The 16,691-nt window shown below is 41.0% G+C and carries 13 protein-coding genes; 3 read left to right on the forward strand and 10 right to left on the reverse strand.

All coding sequences use genetic code 11. The features are described from left to right. Window positions 1-11 precede the first annotated feature (11 nt). Window positions 12-1,370 (reverse strand): RIP metalloprotease RseP, encoded by a 1,359-nt coding sequence (gene rseP / locus KN811_RS09825; RefSeq protein ID WP_187967267.1) that lies wholly within the window; start codon window positions 1,368-1,370, stop codon window positions 12-14. 612 nt (window positions 1,371-1,982) lie between these two features. Between rseP and KN811_RS09830 the strand changes: the two genes are divergently transcribed. From KN811_RS09830 to KN811_RS09840, 3 genes are all read left to right on the forward strand, one after another. After that, on the forward strand, window positions 1,983-2,828 hold the full coding sequence (locus KN811_RS09830; protein ID WP_187967266.1) for a thymidylate synthase: 846 nt from the start codon (window positions 1,983-1,985) through the stop codon (window positions 2,826-2,828). 222 nt (window positions 2,829-3,050) lie between these two features. Beyond that, window positions 3,051-3,434 carry a 2TM domain-containing protein gene (locus KN811_RS09835; protein ID WP_187967265.1) on the forward strand — a complete coding sequence of 128 codons (384 nt, stop codon included), beginning with the start codon at window positions 3,051-3,053 and terminating at the stop codon, window positions 3,432-3,434. Window positions 3,435-3,437: 3 nt separating this feature from the next. Further along, entirely contained in the window at window positions 3,438-3,929 is a 492-nt protein-coding gene (locus KN811_RS09840; protein WP_187967264.1) for a dihydrofolate reductase, read from the forward strand. Window positions 3,930-4,275: 346 nt separating this feature from the next. On the opposite strand, the gene KN811_RS09845 is transcribed toward KN811_RS09840, so the two are convergent. From KN811_RS09845 to KN811_RS09885, 9 genes are all read right to left on the reverse strand, one after another. Further along, window positions 4,276-6,594: a GumC family protein gene (locus tag KN811_RS09845; RefSeq protein WP_247716460.1), complete on the reverse strand. Its 2,319-nt coding sequence runs from the start codon at window positions 6,592-6,594 to the stop codon at window positions 4,276-4,278. Between the two features lie 74 nt (window positions 6,595-6,668). Continuing rightward, entirely contained in the window at window positions 6,669-7,463 is a 795-nt protein-coding gene (locus KN811_RS09850; RefSeq protein ID WP_247716461.1) for a polysaccharide biosynthesis/export family protein, read from the reverse strand. Window positions 7,464-7,592: 129 nt separating this feature from the next. Further along, on the reverse strand, window positions 7,593-9,662 hold the full coding sequence (locus KN811_RS09855; protein WP_187967262.1) for a polysaccharide biosynthesis protein: 2,070 nt from the start codon (window positions 9,660-9,662) through the stop codon (window positions 7,593-7,595). 819 nt (window positions 9,663-10,481) lie between these two features. Next, window positions 10,482-11,612: a DegT/DnrJ/EryC1/StrS family aminotransferase gene (locus tag KN811_RS09860; protein WP_187967261.1), complete on the reverse strand. Its 1,131-nt coding sequence runs from the start codon at window positions 11,610-11,612 to the stop codon at window positions 10,482-10,484. An 89-nt stretch (window positions 11,613-11,701) separates the two neighbouring features. Continuing rightward, window positions 11,702-12,733, reverse strand: a complete 1,032-nt coding sequence (locus tag KN811_RS09865) for a lipid II:glycine glycyltransferase FemX (protein WP_187967260.1) — start codon at window positions 12,731-12,733, stop codon at window positions 11,702-11,704. 11 nt (window positions 12,734-12,744) lie between these two features. Continuing rightward, complete coding sequence (locus KN811_RS09870) at window positions 12,745-13,734, reverse strand: sulfotransferase (protein WP_187967259.1); 990 nt, start codon at window positions 13,732-13,734, stop codon at window positions 12,745-12,747. Further along, complete coding sequence (locus KN811_RS09875) at window positions 13,731-14,354, reverse strand: sugar transferase (RefSeq protein ID WP_187967258.1); 624 nt, start codon at window positions 14,352-14,354, stop codon at window positions 13,731-13,733. The genes KN811_RS09870 and KN811_RS09875 overlap by 4 nt, the downstream gene beginning before the upstream one ends. A 12-nt stretch (window positions 14,355-14,366) precedes the next feature. Beyond that, window positions 14,367-15,506 (reverse strand): glycosyltransferase, encoded by a 1,140-nt coding sequence (locus KN811_RS09880; protein WP_187967257.1) that lies wholly within the window; start codon window positions 15,504-15,506, stop codon window positions 14,367-14,369. A gap of 46 nt (window positions 15,507-15,552) precedes the next feature. Next, complete coding sequence (locus tag KN811_RS09885) at window positions 15,553-16,647, reverse strand: glycosyltransferase family 4 protein (RefSeq protein WP_187967256.1); 1,095 nt, start codon at window positions 16,645-16,647, stop codon at window positions 15,553-15,555. Between the last annotated feature and the right edge of the window lie 44 nt (window positions 16,648-16,691).

Below are 16,691 nucleotides of genomic sequence, written 5' to 3' on the forward strand. Positions count from 1 at the left end.
GGCACAAATAATCACTTGAACAACCACCTGTAAATATCGTTTCCATTAGCAAACAATACCAGGGCCATCAGTACAAAGAATCCCGCGATCTGGGCGTATTCCAGGAACTTGTCGCTGGGTTTTCTTCCCGACACCATTTCGTAGAGCAGGAACATCACATGTCCGCCATCCAGCGCGGGTATGGGTAACAGGTTGAGCACTCCCAGCATAATGGACAACAGGGCGGTTATTTCCCAGAATGCCTGCCAGCTCCACGTTTGCGGAAAAAGGTCGAAGATCGCTTTGAATCCGCCTACACCTTTATATGCCCCGGTTTCGGGGTTAAAGATCATTTTCAGTTGTTTTCCGTAGCTCACCAATCGGTCCTTTCCTTTTTGAAGGCCCCTGGGGATCGATTCCATAAACGTATATTGTTTTCTGCTCACCTCGTACAGCCCCAGTCGCTCCAGGTTGGTAAGCCCCAGTCCGGGAGCATAGAATATCCCCATTTTCCCGGTATCGTCTACCGTCAGATCTACTTTTATTTCTTTATCGTCCCGTTTTACTACGGCGGGTACAGTCTGTCCTGTTAAACCTTCTACCCTGGCCAACGCCTCATCGGCATAAGTGATCTTTTCTCCGTTAAGGCTTACCAGTATGTCCCTGGTTTTTATCACCCCTGCATTCGGAGAATCTTCATCAGTCCCCATGATCACAAAAGGTATACGCACCCCCATAATAGGGCCAGCGCCTTCTTTTCCTTCCCTGCTTTTCATCAGCTGGTCGATAAAATCTACGGGCATCATTATTTTCTTTATATCCCCGTTCCTTTCCACCGTTACTTCTTTACTTAGCAGGAGCCTTTCGGTAGATCCCGAAAAATTCTCTATCGGCTTGCCATCAATGGACACCAGCTTATCACCGGTACGAAATCCGATATCTTCCATTGCGCTGTTGGTCACCCAGATCCCGTCTTTGACATTGTCATTTTGTATGTACCGTTCGCCATAGGCATAAGCGATGCCAATATAAATGATAAAAGCCAGGATAAAGTTTACCGTGACCCCTCCCAGCATAATAATAAGTCGCTGCCAGGCCGGTTTGGAACGGAATTCCCAGGGCTGGGGCGGTTGCTCCATCTGCTCCTTGTCCATACTCTCGTCGATCATCCCGGATATTTTTACATATCCTCCCAGGGGCAGCCAGCCTATGCCGTAAACCGTTTCTCCTATCTTCTTTTTGAACAGGGCAAACTTCACGTCAAAGAACAAAAAGAACTTTTCTACCCTCGTACCAAAAAGCCGGGCGGGAATAAAATGCCCGAACTCGTGCAGCACGATCAGCAAAGAAAGGCTCAACAAAAACTGACTTAGCTTAATAACTATATCCATGGTGTTTCGTTAATGATCTAAAACGCACAAAAGTAATCTTTTCGTATAACTTAATAAAACTTATCAGAAAGAACTCCCCGGGTTTTAAGAATGTTTTAGGTATTATCTTTCTCTTTCTGTGTTTTTTGCATCCTTTCCGCCTGTAAAAAGATTGATTGGAGATTGGAATGCTCAGGCAAAACCAGTTTCCCAGGCCAGCGGGATTCAATCTTCTATCAATCTCATTCAGTCTCCTGTCAATCTTTTATAAAAGAAAGCTGTTTAATACATGACAAAAAACACATCGACTTAGCAAAAATCGGGCTTACGAACACCTCTTTATCGTCAGCCCGGCTAAAAAGTCCTCCCCCGGCCTCCCGATATACATCGGGACAGGCTCTCCCATGCTTCGACTACACTCAGCACAAGCGGAGGGGAGCCCATAGCTCCTCCCCTTGGGGGAGGTTGGGAGGGGACAAACGCCAAAAAAAAATAAATTGATCATTTTTAGCAAGTTATAAAGTTTTATCATGTACTAAAAGAAAGTTGATAAACCATGAATAATTTTCGCCGGATATTTTCCGCCTGTGCCAACCTATTCCCTACTTTTACCCCTGAAATATTTCGTTTGACATGAAACAATACCATCAACTGCTAGAACATATCTTAGAACACGGAAACGACAAACAGGACCGTACCGGTACGGGAACCCGCAGTGTCTTTGGCTACCAGATGCGGTTTGATCTCAGTGAGGGCTTCCCCCTGGTCACCACCAAAAAGCTGCACCTCAAATCCATTATATACGAACTCCTCTGGTTTCTGAACGGCGATACCAATGTAAAATACCTGCAGGAAAACGGGGTACGTATATGGAACGAATGGGCCGATGGGAACGGCGATCTGGGCCCCGTATACGGCCATCAGTGGCGCAACTGGAACAGTAAAGACATCGACCAGATCTCCGAAGTGATACACACCCTGAAAAACAACCCCGACAGCCGCCGTATGCTGGTTACTGCCTGGAACCCCGAGGTTATGCCCGATACTTCGGTCTCTTTTGCGGAAAACGTGGCTAACAATAAGGCCGCACTACCGCCGTGCCATGCTTTTTTCCAGTTTTATGTGGCCCCTTCGACAGGCTCAGGGCAAGCTCGAAAACTTTCCTGTCAGCTCTACCAACGCAGCGCCGATGTCTTCCTCGGAGTGCCTTTTAACATTGCTTCTTACGCCTTGTTCACCATGATGATGGCACAGGTATGCGGGTACGAAGCCGGGGACTTTATCCATACCTTCGGCGATGTTCATATCTACAACAATCATACGGAACAGGTCAAACTCCAGCTGAGCCGGCAACCGAAACCGCTACCCAGAATGACGCTCAATCCCGAAGTAAAAGATATTTTCAGCTTTAAGTTCGGGGACTTCACCCTTACGGGGTACGATCCGCATCCGCATATCAAAGGTGCCGTTGCCGTGTAGCAGGCAAACGCATCTTGGCTATTACACAAAGTTTCACAGAGTTCCACAGAGAACCACAAAGAATATTGCTCTGTGTACCTCTGTGTTTCTTGGTGAAGCTCTGCGGAATAACCCAAACCCATGCAGAATGAAAACTTATGATACGCTTACCCTGATCACAGACGGCATTTTAGGATTTTTCAATCAAAAATTGTGTAAATTTGCTATATAAGCTATAATCTTATGTGGTTTAAAAGCAAAAAAACAAAGAAAGTTGACGAGGAACAGTACGAACTCCTCAAAAATGCGGAAGCCAGGATACGCCAGAAAAAAAGGTTGTACAATCATTTTGTAATCTTCCTTATCGGCAGTATTTTCCTCATTATCGCCAATAAGATCCTGAAGTACGGAGAGCAATACAACTGGTTTGTATGGGCCATTACGTTCTGGGCTTTCTTATTTGTCATCCACTTTTTTAATGTATTTGTCACCCATAGGTTTATGGGAAAGGAATGGGAAAAGGTCCAGCGCGAAAAACTCGTCGAAAAGCAAAAGGCAAAGATCGTTAAGATAGAAAAAGATGTGGAACAGGAATTCCTGGATTCCGACCTCAACAAAACAGAATAAAGCATGGTGACCATCATAGCCGCTGCTGCGGAGAACAATGCCCTGGGTAAAGACAATGACCTCGTATGGCACTTACCTGACGATTTTAAACGGTTTAAATCCCTCACCACGGGCCATCATATCATTATGGGAAGAAAAACCTTTGAGAGCTTTCCCAAACCCCTCCCTAACCGTACCCATATTGTGGTTACCCGTCAAAAAGATTATCAGGGAGAAGGGTGTATTACCGTACACTCCATAGAAGAGGCCCTGCAACTTGCCCGGGAAGACGACCAGCCCTTTATCATAGGCGGCGGAGAGATATATAAACTGGGAATGCCATACGCTGATAAAATTGAACTCTCCAGGGTCCACGCCGGTTTTGAAGCGGATACCTTCTTTCCTGAAATTGATCTGAATCAATGGGAATTAATAACTTCGGAATATCATCCTAAAGACGAAAAACATCAATACGACTTTACATACCTTACCTATATAAGGAAATCCCTGTCTTAGCCAAGAGTATCTTCCCCCAAAAAAAAGAATCTCCAAGAGCTCCTCCTACTTCGACAAGTGCTCAGCACAGGCTTTGTGACGAAGGGAGGTGGTCCCGATCTCTGATCGGGAGCGGAGAGCCTGTCCTGAGATATCGGGAGTTAGAAAGCCCAAGCCATAGGAAAACATAAGTGTTTAGCGATAATCCCCAAGCTTAGGCCGTGTCAAACTCCCCGACCCCCTAAAGTGGGCCACCCTGCTTCAGCAGACTCAGCACAGGTCTTCATCTGAAGCGGGGAGCTTCAAAAAAAAGGCCGTGCAATGCACAACCTTTCAGAGAACCTTAAATTTAAAACCTTTCGGCCCCTTAACTATATTTCTTCATAATCCGCTTCCACCAGGGTTTGGTCTCCTGGCCATAGCCATAGCCATAACCATAGCCATATCCTTTTTTGGCATCCGTATCATTGATCAGGATGGCCATATTGGGGAGGCGTTTTTCCTTGTAGAGATTTTCCGGGATCACTAGCAGACGTTTATCCAGGTAACCGGCACGGCATACATAGACAAAGACATCGGCATACTTACTGATAAGCAGCGTGTCTGTCACCAGGCTTACCGGGGCAGTATCCACTACGATATAATCATAGCGATCTTCCAGCTCGGCAAACAACCGCCCTACCTTGTCACTCATCAGCAACTCTGCCGGGTTGGGTGGTATAACCCCCGAAGTAAGCACATCCAGGTGGTCGAAGCCTTCCTTATTGAATTTAAAGATCATATCGTTCAAAGAAGTCTCTCCGTTGGTCAGGTAATTGGTGAGACCTCGAGAATGTGGGAATTCCACATATTCCGTAAGCTTGGGGTTACGGATATCCATCCCGACCACTAACACTTTCTTACCAGACAAAGCCAAAGTTCCTGCAAGGTTGATCGATACAAAGGTCTTTCCTTCTCCACCTACTGTTGAGGTGACAAATATTTTTTTCGCCTTGCCCTTGCCTGCATTGGCCAGCATAAAATCCAGGTTGGTCCGTAATATCCGGAAAGCTTCTGCCGTACTGCTACGGCTGTCCATGGAAATGATCTCTTCACTCGTTTGAGACTTAGGTACATCCCCCAGAAAAGGCACAGTAAGCCTACCTTCGATATCTTTACGTCCCTGTAGCTTGGTATCCAACAGGTCTTTTAAATATATTGTCCCGAAAGGAATTAAAAGCCCTAACATAAATGAAGCTAGCAATATAATCTTATTTTTAGGAGACACAGGCTTATCTGCACCATAAGCCGCATCAATGATCTTGGAATTAGGAGCCGTGACCTCCAGAGAAATAGCGGTCTCTTCCTTCTTTTGCAATAAATAAAGATACAATGTCTCCTTGATTTGTTGCTGACGCTCTATGCCTCGATAACGTCTTTCTTGCCCAGGCACATTGGATATTCTGGAACTCAGAAGGTTTTCCTGCTGTTTTAAATCATTCAGAGCAATGGTCTGAGATGTTTTCAAATTGTTCAGGGTTTGTCTTATGGTTTGTCGGAGCTTAGATATTTGACTATCCAGGTTTACAATCACCGGGTTGTTTTCAGTAGAGCCCTCCATCAACCGGCTCCTCTCCTGTACCAACTTGTTATATTCCATAATCAATGGACTTATACTGGTATTCTCTGTCCCTACATTGGCTGGTATGAGGCTACTGTTATCCTGAATATCCGCTAAGTAATCAATTAAAAAATTAGTCAATTGTAGCTGGGTTTCCACCTCTACAATACGCTTAGCATAATCACTGGCATTCCCTAGGGCTATCTCTGCCTCAGAAGTAATATCTGTCAGTTGATTGGTTTCCTTAAAGTTCTCCACATTTTCCTCCACTTCTCCCAATTCGGCCTCTATAAGCGCCAAACGTTTTTCGATAAACCTAGCCGTGTTCCCGGAAACCAGATTCTTATCTGCAACAACATCAATATTATACTGTTCTATTAAGGTATTAAGGATATCTTGGGCCTTTTGCCTAACCACATCTTCAAGTTTTAACTGAATGACACTGGTGTTCTGCCCTGTTGGAGCTATTTCTATTCTATCCCTATAAGCTAATGTAACCTTTGCCAGAGGTTTAATAACCACATCCACCTCTTTACTACTTAGTTCTTCAACTCTATCAAATCGCGGCAATATCATCATGTTTCCAACACCAGAATTCAGTTTTTCTCCAAACCCATATTTCCCCATGTTATTTCCATCTTCATCAAATAAAGTAAAACCCATCTCCGTGTTTATCTTCACTGTAAAAGTAGTATCTACTTCATACAACACGGAGTCTGGTACAGAAAAATTAATATGTATAGGAGTATTTTTATATGCCTCAGAAGTTCGTATATTTCCTTTAACAAAATAAGAGACATTTATACCCAGCTTTTTAATTACATTTTCCATTAAGGTCCTGGATTTTAGCACCTCTATTTCATTATCCACACTATTAGTCACATTACCAAATAAGCCAATATCCTGGAAAGCTGAAAGTTCAGAAGTTATCCCTCCTTTTTTATCATCTTTTATCATTATGGAAGCAGAAACACTATAATGTGGCGTAGTGTAACGGAGATAAAGCAAAGCAAAAGCTATACAAAAAACCACACTAAGGACAAACCATTTCCAATGGACAAGGTAAGCCTCTAACTGATCTCTCAAGCTTACTTCTTCATCTCCAGCCGGCCTTATAGGCTGCTGTATTTGTTGATCTGATTGCATTATAGAACTACTGATTATCGTGTTAAAATGGAAATTAACGAAATTATAATAGAAGCCACCGATACGATGACCGATGCATTCCTATTGTAGGCTGAAGCCTGCACTTGTGCTCCGTTAGGCTCTACGTATATCACATCGTTTTGTTGCAGATAGTAATATGGGGATTCAAGCATGTCCTTTTTTGTCAGATCTACTCTCGTATAAGTTTTTTGTCCATTTTTATCCCGTATAACCAAAATGTTATCCCTCTTACCATATACAGTAAGATCACCTGCCAACCCTAGTGCCTCCGGTATGGTAATACGTTCGTTGGGAATGGTATAGGATCCAGGCCTGGCCACTTCCCCCAGTACCGTAACCTTGTAATTCATGATCCGTATATTTACAATAGGATCTTTAACATAATGAGATATTTTGCCTCTTAGTAAGTTAATTGCTTCCTTACGGGTAAGACCTCCTAACTGCACAGTACCTATTACAGGGAACTCTATATTTCCTTCATTGTCTACAAGGTAAGTTTGGTATTGAGTCCTTCCTGCAGCAACTCCATCCGCTCCCATAAAAGCTACCACTGGCAAATTAAATAACTCCACAGTTTCTCTATTAACTGCAGAAACAGTAATCGTCAATAAATCATCAGGCTGTAATACAGGATCATAGATAACTTTACTAGCCAGTTTATCAATATCTTCAATATCTTGAAAATATACGATATTCTTGCGTGAGGCACAGGAGGTCATTAAGACAACACTAAAGATCACTAATAAAAAAGAAGGGGCGTGGTAGGGCACTAAACATCTTATTCTCATTATCTCTCGTTTATATCACTTCACTCACTCTTTTAACGACTAAACAGGGCAAAGCGTATATTATTTGCTGCAAATATAACATTTGCGAATTAAAATTCTACTTTAAAAGTTAAAGGGATATTAATTCTGTTATCCGGAGAAGCCTATACGGTGTTTTCCCGTACCATACAGTTCCTTCCGCTCCTTTTCAGAAATCTCTGCGGGAAGAACTCCCTCAGACACTGTCTTTATACTACCATTGTCCAGGGATTCAAACAAAGAATTCATGCTTTTATACTCAGGAACGAGGTTTTTCATACGTTTTACCGTCTTGTCATTTTTATACCGCTTAGCCACCTCAAAAATGGAAAGTATAGCTTTGTTTACATACTCAAAATCGTCGATAGTTTCTGTGGCGATCATGATCTTTTCATGATGAGTAGGAAGTGTTTTCGCCTTGTCACTCAGCAATTCTTCATATAGCTTTTCTCCAGGTCTAAGTCCGGTCACTTTGATCTCTATATCTTCTTCGGGGATAAAACCAGCCAGGCGGATCATCTTAGTGGCCAGGTCCATGATCTTTACGGCTTCGCCCATATCAAAGATAAAGATCTCCCCGCCTTTCCCCATGGCCCCAGCCTCCAGTACCAGGCGGCAGGCTTCGGGAATGGTCATAAAATAGCGGATAATATCCGGATGAGTAATGGTTATTGGTCCGCCTTTGGCGATCTGCTCCTTGAACAGGGGAACTACCGAACCATTAGAACCCAGTACATTGCCAAAACGGGTAGTGATAAAGCGGGTTGTCTTTTTCTCTTTTTCCTTATTCGTAAAGTACAGGGATTGTACATACATCTCGGCAATCCGTTTGGAAGCGCCCATAACGTTGCTCGGGTTTACGGCCTTGTCCGTAGACACCATCACAAATTTTTCTGCCTTGTGTTCCACAGCCAGGTCGGCCATATTTTTGGTCCCCATGATATTGACAAACACCGCTTCGGAAGGATTTTCTTCCATAAGAGGCACGTGCTTATAGGCTGCAGCATGATAGACCACATGCGGGGAAAACGCTTCAAAGACACGGTTCATCCGTTCGTAATTCCGAACATCTCCCATCACTGCCTCATACCGAACCTCATCAGGCAAGTTGTTCAGTTCAAGCCGCAACTGATGGAGAGGGGTTTCGGCCTGGTCTACGATAATAAGAAGCTCGGGGTCGTATTTTAATACCTGGCGTACGATCTCGCTACCTATGGAGCCCGCTGCCCCGGTAACCAGCACTCTTTTCCCCTTGAGTTCTTTGGAAATACTTTTGTTATCAAGAACAATAGGTTTCCGCTCCAGCAGGTCCTCGATCTGTATGTTTTTGATCTGTCTCGAAAAATCCTGTTCGTTTTCCCAGTCAGACACCAATGGTGCTGTAAATACCTTATACCCGTTCTCGAGGCAATCGTCTACCAGTTCTATTTTTTCTGCCTTGGTAAGATGCCTGTCTGCCAGGATCACCCCTTGTGCTCCGCGGGCCCTCAGCAGTACGGATATACGCTTGTTCTTGCTAAGTATGGGAAGGTCCAGGATACGCTTGCTGGTATTATGGTTGCTTTTATCTACAAAACCCAGTATCTTAAACCGGGCCGGCTGTTCCGTACGGATCGCATTGGCCACCGATATAGCGTTGGAATCCGCCCCGAAAATAAGTACCTTGGTCTTTTCCGCCTTCCTGGTCTCACCGAAATACGTGTGAAACACCTGCTTGACCACAACCCGGAACAGGAACAGGAATGCAAAAGAAATGATAAAGTACATAAACAGCCCCGGCACGAGGAAAAGTTTTTCCCCGGTAATAAGATAACTCGCATAGCTGATACCTGCCAGGGTAACAAAAGAAGCAAAAGTGGAAAACAGCAGTTTTAAACCGTCGATATACGAAGAATACCGTATCAGGCCAGCATAGGTCCGGAACAGGAGAAAATACACCGTATTTACTCCAACCACCATAAGCAATTCTTCCATACGGGTCAGCCGGGTGTAAAAACTAAGGGTAAGCCCCTGCAGCAACAGGAAAGTCACCACAGCAGCACACACCAGTATGGAAATATCAATTCCCAAAATAATCCACCGGGGCAGGTAGCCTATGTTCTTCAGGTCCAGTTTTCTTCTCCCGGGTTCAAAGACCAGCTTTACTCCCTGCCTCAATTTATCCCAACTTACTTTTTTCATATACTACGAAAATTGCCCGATAAAACTCAAAAAACAAGTCCCTTTTGACCTTCAAGATCAATAAAGATATTAAAAAAATCCTTGTTTTGTTAAAATAAACCTAATTTTTAAGCATTCATACACATAAAAAGGGAAAAACACCCTTTTTAAATTGTCGTATTTTCTTTCGATAAAGAAATCTGTTTCCTGCGAATATAAGATTTTTTTTCTTTATTAACGTTTCGTTAAGATGAATTGGATGTTATGAAATCGCTTTCCACATATTTCTTCTCAACTGTTAAATCTTCAACCAAATATCAACACTTCTTCAGTATGAATCACCTTAATACCTTCCGTCCTTTCCCTATTTAGATCAGTCACCGGAAAATATCGTTGATCTTCTTACCGTTTTCGAAAACGGGAAAATACACCGGCTCAATTTCAGAAAGGTTTAAACGGTATATCCCGGATATAAAAACGTCATATGCCGAAAATATTGCATCATCACAAAAAAATACCCTACAAATACCGGTAACATAAATTTCTTCTCAGGTATTCAGGGTATTGCCATACAATCCGTAGTGCATTATGATCTAAAATACTGCAATATATCTCAGTTTTTATATTTATAATATCATATATCTTATAAGCTCCTCTACTTCGATAAACTCAGCACAGGCTCTTGTGACTAATATCATTACAGAGGTCTTCTAAAGAGAAGAGCTATCAGCTATTACGAATGATTTTCCCTTTTTAGCCGGAGATTAATCCTCAACGGATCAGAACTCAAAAGTGTTGTTAATTATAACCAGCCTGTAAACATCAATCGCTATAGATTTACTACAAATTCAGAAATTTCATTACTGCAGAACGAATACGATCCCTGTCTGTATCCGTGAGATTAGAACCGGAGGGAAGACATAGGCCCTTATCAAAAATATCTTCGGCTATCCCACCTCCGTAATAAGGAGCCTCCTTAAAAACCGGCTGTAGGTGCATGGGTTTCCATATGGGCCGGCTTTCTATGTTATCTTCTTCCATGGCCAGGCGCAAGGCTTCGCGTTGTTCAAAACTTTCGGTCAGGATCGCCGTCAGCCAGTGGTTACAAAAATAATCTTCATCCGGCTCCTTCAAAAGTGTAATTCCTTCCACATCGGAGAAGACCTCCGTATAAAAAGCATGCATGGCCCGGCGTTGTGCTACCCGTTCTTCAAGCACTTCCATCTGCCCACGTCCTATCCCGGCACAAATGTTGCTCATCCTGTAATTATACCCTATATGGCTGTGCTGGTAATGCGCCGCCTGGTCCCTGGCCTGCGTGGCAAGGAACACTGCTCTTTTCTTCAAACCTTCATCCGGGCACACCAAAGCACCACCACCGGAAGTAGTAATGATCTTATTTCCGTTAAATGACAAAATAGCCATTGGCCCGAAAGTACCACAATTTTGCCCCTTATAATGACTCCCCAGGGCTTCAGCTGCATCTTCTATTACAGGTATGCTATATTTACCTGCAACGGCATGTATCTCATCCACTTTATAAGGCATACCATAAAGATGTACTGCAATAATGGCCTTGGGTTTCTTCCCAAGAGCTATCCTGTCTTTTATGGCTTCTTCCAAAGCATCGGGGCATATATTCCAGGTATCGGGTTCACTGTCCACAAAAACAGGAGTCGCGCCCTGGTATACGATGGGGTTTGCCGAAGCCGAAAAGGTCAGACTCTGACAAATCACTTCATCACCGGCCTCAACCCCCGAAAGGATCAGGGCCAAATGCAGGGCTGCAGTACCGGCGCTTACTGCTGCTATCTTTTTTTCTTCTCTGAGAAAGCTTTCAAGGTCTGCCTCCAGACCATTGACATTAGGACCCAACGGGGCAACCCAATTATCGTCAAATGCTTCTTTTATATACTTTTGCTCTGTGCCTCCCATATGGGGGGAAGAGAGCCAGATTTTAGGATTATCCATATACTGATTATCTTTTTATCTCTTTTGAAATTTTACATTCGGCAGTTGGTCTCTTAAAAAGAATGACCTCCTTTAATCCTCCGATAACATCATGCCCTATATAAAGGAAAAAAGCCTGCTGCTTTTGTCACATCAACATTATTTTGTGCAACCAATTGATCATATTTTGCCTGGTCGACAATAAGGTTCCAAACCTGAAATTGAAAATTATTTTTCGAAAATCCCGATTTAAACCGGTATAAAGAGTCCTCATCACTTCCGCCTACGCCACCTCCCAAATGTAAGTACTCCAGTCCCAGTTCATTCCCCAGCAAGCGGGCCTCATCCAATATTAACTTCATCGGGGTATCGCGTATGTATGCATCCCTGGTCCCGGCCAAATGATACTGCATTATTTTATCTGTAAGAGTAAACACCGCCCCCGCTGCTATTTCTCCGTCTTTAACAGCTACCAGCAACCGGGAATTAAAGCAGGGATTGTCCAATAGCTTTTTAAAATAATCTTCATCGAAATAATAATATGCTTTAGCCTCCACCCGGTCCATGGTCTGATGGTAGATCTCCACAAACACTTTTAATTCTTCCGGGTGAATTTCCCGCACACTATATCCTTTCTTTTTTTTGAGCTGGTTTATTTCAGATTTGTTTGACTTTCTATAGTCCTTTCTTTGTTCCTCAAGGGGAAGTGTTAGATCGATTGCGATCGTTTTATTGAGATCTAATACTTGTCCGAAATCATTAAAAAACGGCATCGTTTCCATTAAAGGATGAAGACGCGAGAAAGCGCTTATAATATTCTCCTTTTTTAAATATGTCAATAGCTCCGCCTGAAATTGCCTTATAAATTCCGGAGAAAATTCATCAAAGCTCTTAGATGCTACAGGCCCGCAATAACCATATGCAGATGTGGCATCGTACCAATCCGTTTGGGGAATTTTCCGTATAAGCAAAGGCAAAGCTATTGTATTGCCTTCCTGTGTCCCTACAAATAATAAGGCTTTGTCCTCACTATTGGTTTCTAATGAATGATAACAGGAAGTATGATGGAAATCATATATTATACTCTTTGAAATTATTTGCTGCCATTCGTTGTCTTTTACACTTAGAACGGAAAAGTCCATTTTCTTTAATTTTACAGGTTTTCAAATTCAGGGAATAATTGTAGTACTCTATCTTTAGCTTTCAGGAATTTTGTCTTTTCGCCCTCAGAAACTTCAGCGATTCTTTTTTGAAAAGGCTGTACGTTTAAAATTTCCGGATTAAAAGAAGTGTCGTGGGTATTTAGCAATTCTCCTATTTCTCCGAGAAAACTAGCCGGGTCTTCACAAATATCCTCATGCCGAAAAAACAATTTATTTTTCTGCGGTACTTTATCTAGCTGATTGAAATATTCGTATTCCAGGGCCAGTATCTGGCCGGATATCTGGGCATACACATCCAATTCTTTTAAACGTTCATATTGAAGAGGTTTTATGGAGCCCCATGTATTGACATCCCCATTTAGTTTTTTCCGCAACTTCAGAATGGATAGTGCATTATCCAGAAAATTACGTTTTATATATATAAAGCAGGTCTTAGGCATTACCTGACAAACTTTTGCCGCATGGAACCCCAATAAGAAAGATTTAAAAACTGCCGGCCTGTCAAATCGGTAACATATGTTGTTTAGGATGATACTCAGATCTTCCCAATCAATTTCTTTCTCATGCTCCTTTTCCTGTTGTTGTAAACCCGGATATTTTAAATGATAATTCCAGAAATACCCAAACTCATGAGGTTCCCTGATCGCATCAGTACGCCCGAATGAGGACTTAAAATTGCTAACGTATTCCAGCCCCAATAATTTTTTTGATAGTTCTATGCCATATACCGGAGCTTTCCAATAGGTAGCTATAAAATTATTGATATACCCTACAGGTAAAAAAGACGAAATGAGTTGAGATGCCAAAGTAGTCCCGGATCGGGGCGCTCCCAAGATATGCAGTGTAGGATATATATGCCCGTGGTCTTCCAATAAAGCACCCTGTTCTTTGAACAGGGCCTCATTCATGGAAACAAGTACTTTTTCAAACCATTGATCCTTCAAAAATTCTCCGGACAGCTTCTGCTCCTCTCTTTTCATCCCTGCTGCTTATTTTTTATATATTCATCAAAAGGTATTTCAAAATTTCCTCCTTCCGGATTGGTATCTTTTCGCTTCAAAACATTTACTGCTGTTTGAAAAATAATTTTCATGTCCAGCAAAAAACTTTGATTTTCCACATACCAAACATCCATGTTTAACTTTTTGTCCCAACTAAGATTACTACGTCCATTGGCCTGGGCATATCCTGTAATTCCCGGAAGGACTTCATGCCGTTTGTTTTGCCCCTCTGTGAAATAAGGCAAGTAACGCATTCGTAATGGCCTTGGACCTACAATACTCATTTCTCCTTTCAATACGTTGAGCAAACTGGGCAACTCATCTAAACTGGTAGCCCTTAATTTTTTACCAAATGAAGGCAATCTTTGTTCATTGGGCAATAAATTACCCTCTACATCCTTTTCATTCGTCATAGAACGAAATTTATACAGGTAAAACGGGTTACCGTTTTTTCCGGGACGTTCTTGTTTAAATAGAATCGGATAATTTAATTTACATAGTATAACTACGACTATGACTATTAAGATTGGACTTAATAACATTAAACTTATAAAAGCTATAAAAAAGTCTATCACACGCTTAAAAAAAGCTCGGTACATACGCCTTATTTATTATTCTTCATATATCTTTTTAATCCCTTCCCATATAACATTTTGATCAAATCCCTTCGCCCAAATCTTACCATTTTCTCCATATATTCTTAACATTTCCACATTATCCATTAATGATAACATTTTGTTTTTCAACACCTCAGAATTCTTAATTTCTTTAATCAAAACACCATTATAAGAATCACTCACTGCGTCTTTACAACCAGTAACATCATTGCCTATTATTGGTATTCCCATTGCAGCAGCTTGTATAAATACATTTCCAAAACCTTCTGCCCATGTAGGTAATACGAAACAATCAAACAAAGACATATATATAGGCATTTGCTCAAACGGCTTTCTTCCAACCATAATTATGCCTGGGTGAGAATTATATTTATCTATAAGCTCCTTATCGGAAACTTGTGTTGCCTCAATCCCTCCAACCATCATTAAACGAACATCTGTCCTTTCTCCATAAAGTCCTTGAAACGCTTCATAAAGTTCATTAACCCCCTTCCGGTCATTAAACCTGCCAACAAAACCAAATGTAAAAAACCCATTTATAGCATATCGAGTTTTATATTCAGTTTTCAAATTTTCAGTTATTTTCTCCGGCATGAACAAGGAAAGATCGAGTCCATTACTACTACCATTCCCTATAACAATCGTTTTATTCTCTCTGAAAATACCATGCTCTTTTCCAAGTACCTCTATGGACTTGCTGATGCAAATAATCCGATGACTATATTTAGCTATAATCCTTTCAAAAAACATTAAGAGACGTTTAGTTTTCCCCGACTCACTTTCATATCTAAAACCCCGGCAAGTATATATTCGCTTTTTAACATTACACAATTTACCCGCAAGCATACCCAAAAGGCTAATTTTAGGGGTCCCTACATTTATGATATCAGGTTTTACCCTTATAAAATGGAGGATTATCACATATAATGCCTTAAAATCACTCCACAAACTAATCTCTCTTTTAATGTCCACCGGTAATAGTGTACACCCTTCTTCTAAACAGAATTGAATAGTTTTTTCAGTTTTTGGAGCAAGCAAAAACACGTTATATCCACGAACAATGAAATATTTAATTTGTCCTTTTAATAAACTAATGCTGTTTGGAGCAGTAATTCCGACTATTAATTTTTTCATCTTATACAATTAAGTCCATCTTCCATTATTTCTATAAGAAAATACATTATTTCCCGTCAATTACATTTATATATTTATCAACTATTTTTCCCCACTCAAAATCAAAAGATCTTTGATAAGCCATTTTACTGATTTTTTGGTACAAAGGTATTATTTGCTCTATTCGTTCGGCAAGTTCCTCTTGGGAAGTACTATCACATGAAAATCCAACTTCTCCCTCTTCAAAGAAACCGTCCATTCCTTCTCCTTTAGTGTAAATAATCGGGAGGCCACGACTAATAGCTTCAGTATACACTGCTCCAAATGTTTCTGATTTAGAAAGAAGTACAAAAATATCGTTATTATCATATACTGTTTTAAGTTCCTCTTTAGAATTTAATTTACCTAAATACACTACTTTATTATCTGGAGGTAGTTGTTTATTTATCTTTTTAAAGTCCATTTCAAGGGTGTTTTCCCCCACTATGGTAAGCGTATATCCTCGTTTGTGTTTTCTTTTCATAAATTCCAAAAGGATATCCAAGTTCTTCCGAGGAATAATTTGACCAACAAATAATAATCTTATATGTTCGTTTAACTTTTTTTCTTTTCGGTTACTCATTTCTTCCTCGATCCAATATGGAGCAAGGCCATTAGGTAAAAGATAAAATTTCTTGTTATCCAACTCTGGATAAATTTCTTCAATCTTAACCTTAAGTGAAGGTGAAATAAAAAAAACAGCCTTAGCTTTAGTGAGAATTATACGACCTATTGCTTTAAAAATAACACTACGCCTTATGAATAACGTTATATCTGTAATTCGTACAGAAACAACATACTCCTTTTTCTTTAATAAGCTTAAGATATAGGTTGGGATACCGTCACTCATAAGAGTATGTCCATGTAAATAACTAAAATCTTGATATTTCTTTTTATAAAACAATCGAATTACTTTCCATACTTTGGTCACAAAAATTGTCTTATCTATTCTACCAAAAACATAATCAATATCTATCCCCGGAATATCATCATCTCTAAAGTGTTTATATACAGGAATAAGAAATTGATCTTTACGTTTCTTTAAAAGTTCCTTATATAGGTTATAATGAATTTTATTACTTAAAAAATAGCTATTAATGTGCAAGGCAGTCTTTGAAAACATAAAAAGGATGTATTACAAAGTTATTATCTTTTGTCAAGTTCAGA

The organism is Sinomicrobium weinanense (genome assembly GCF_018863395.1).
Classification (GTDB): Bacteria; Bacteroidota; Bacteroidia; order Flavobacteriales; family Flavobacteriaceae; genus Sinomicrobium; species Sinomicrobium weinanense.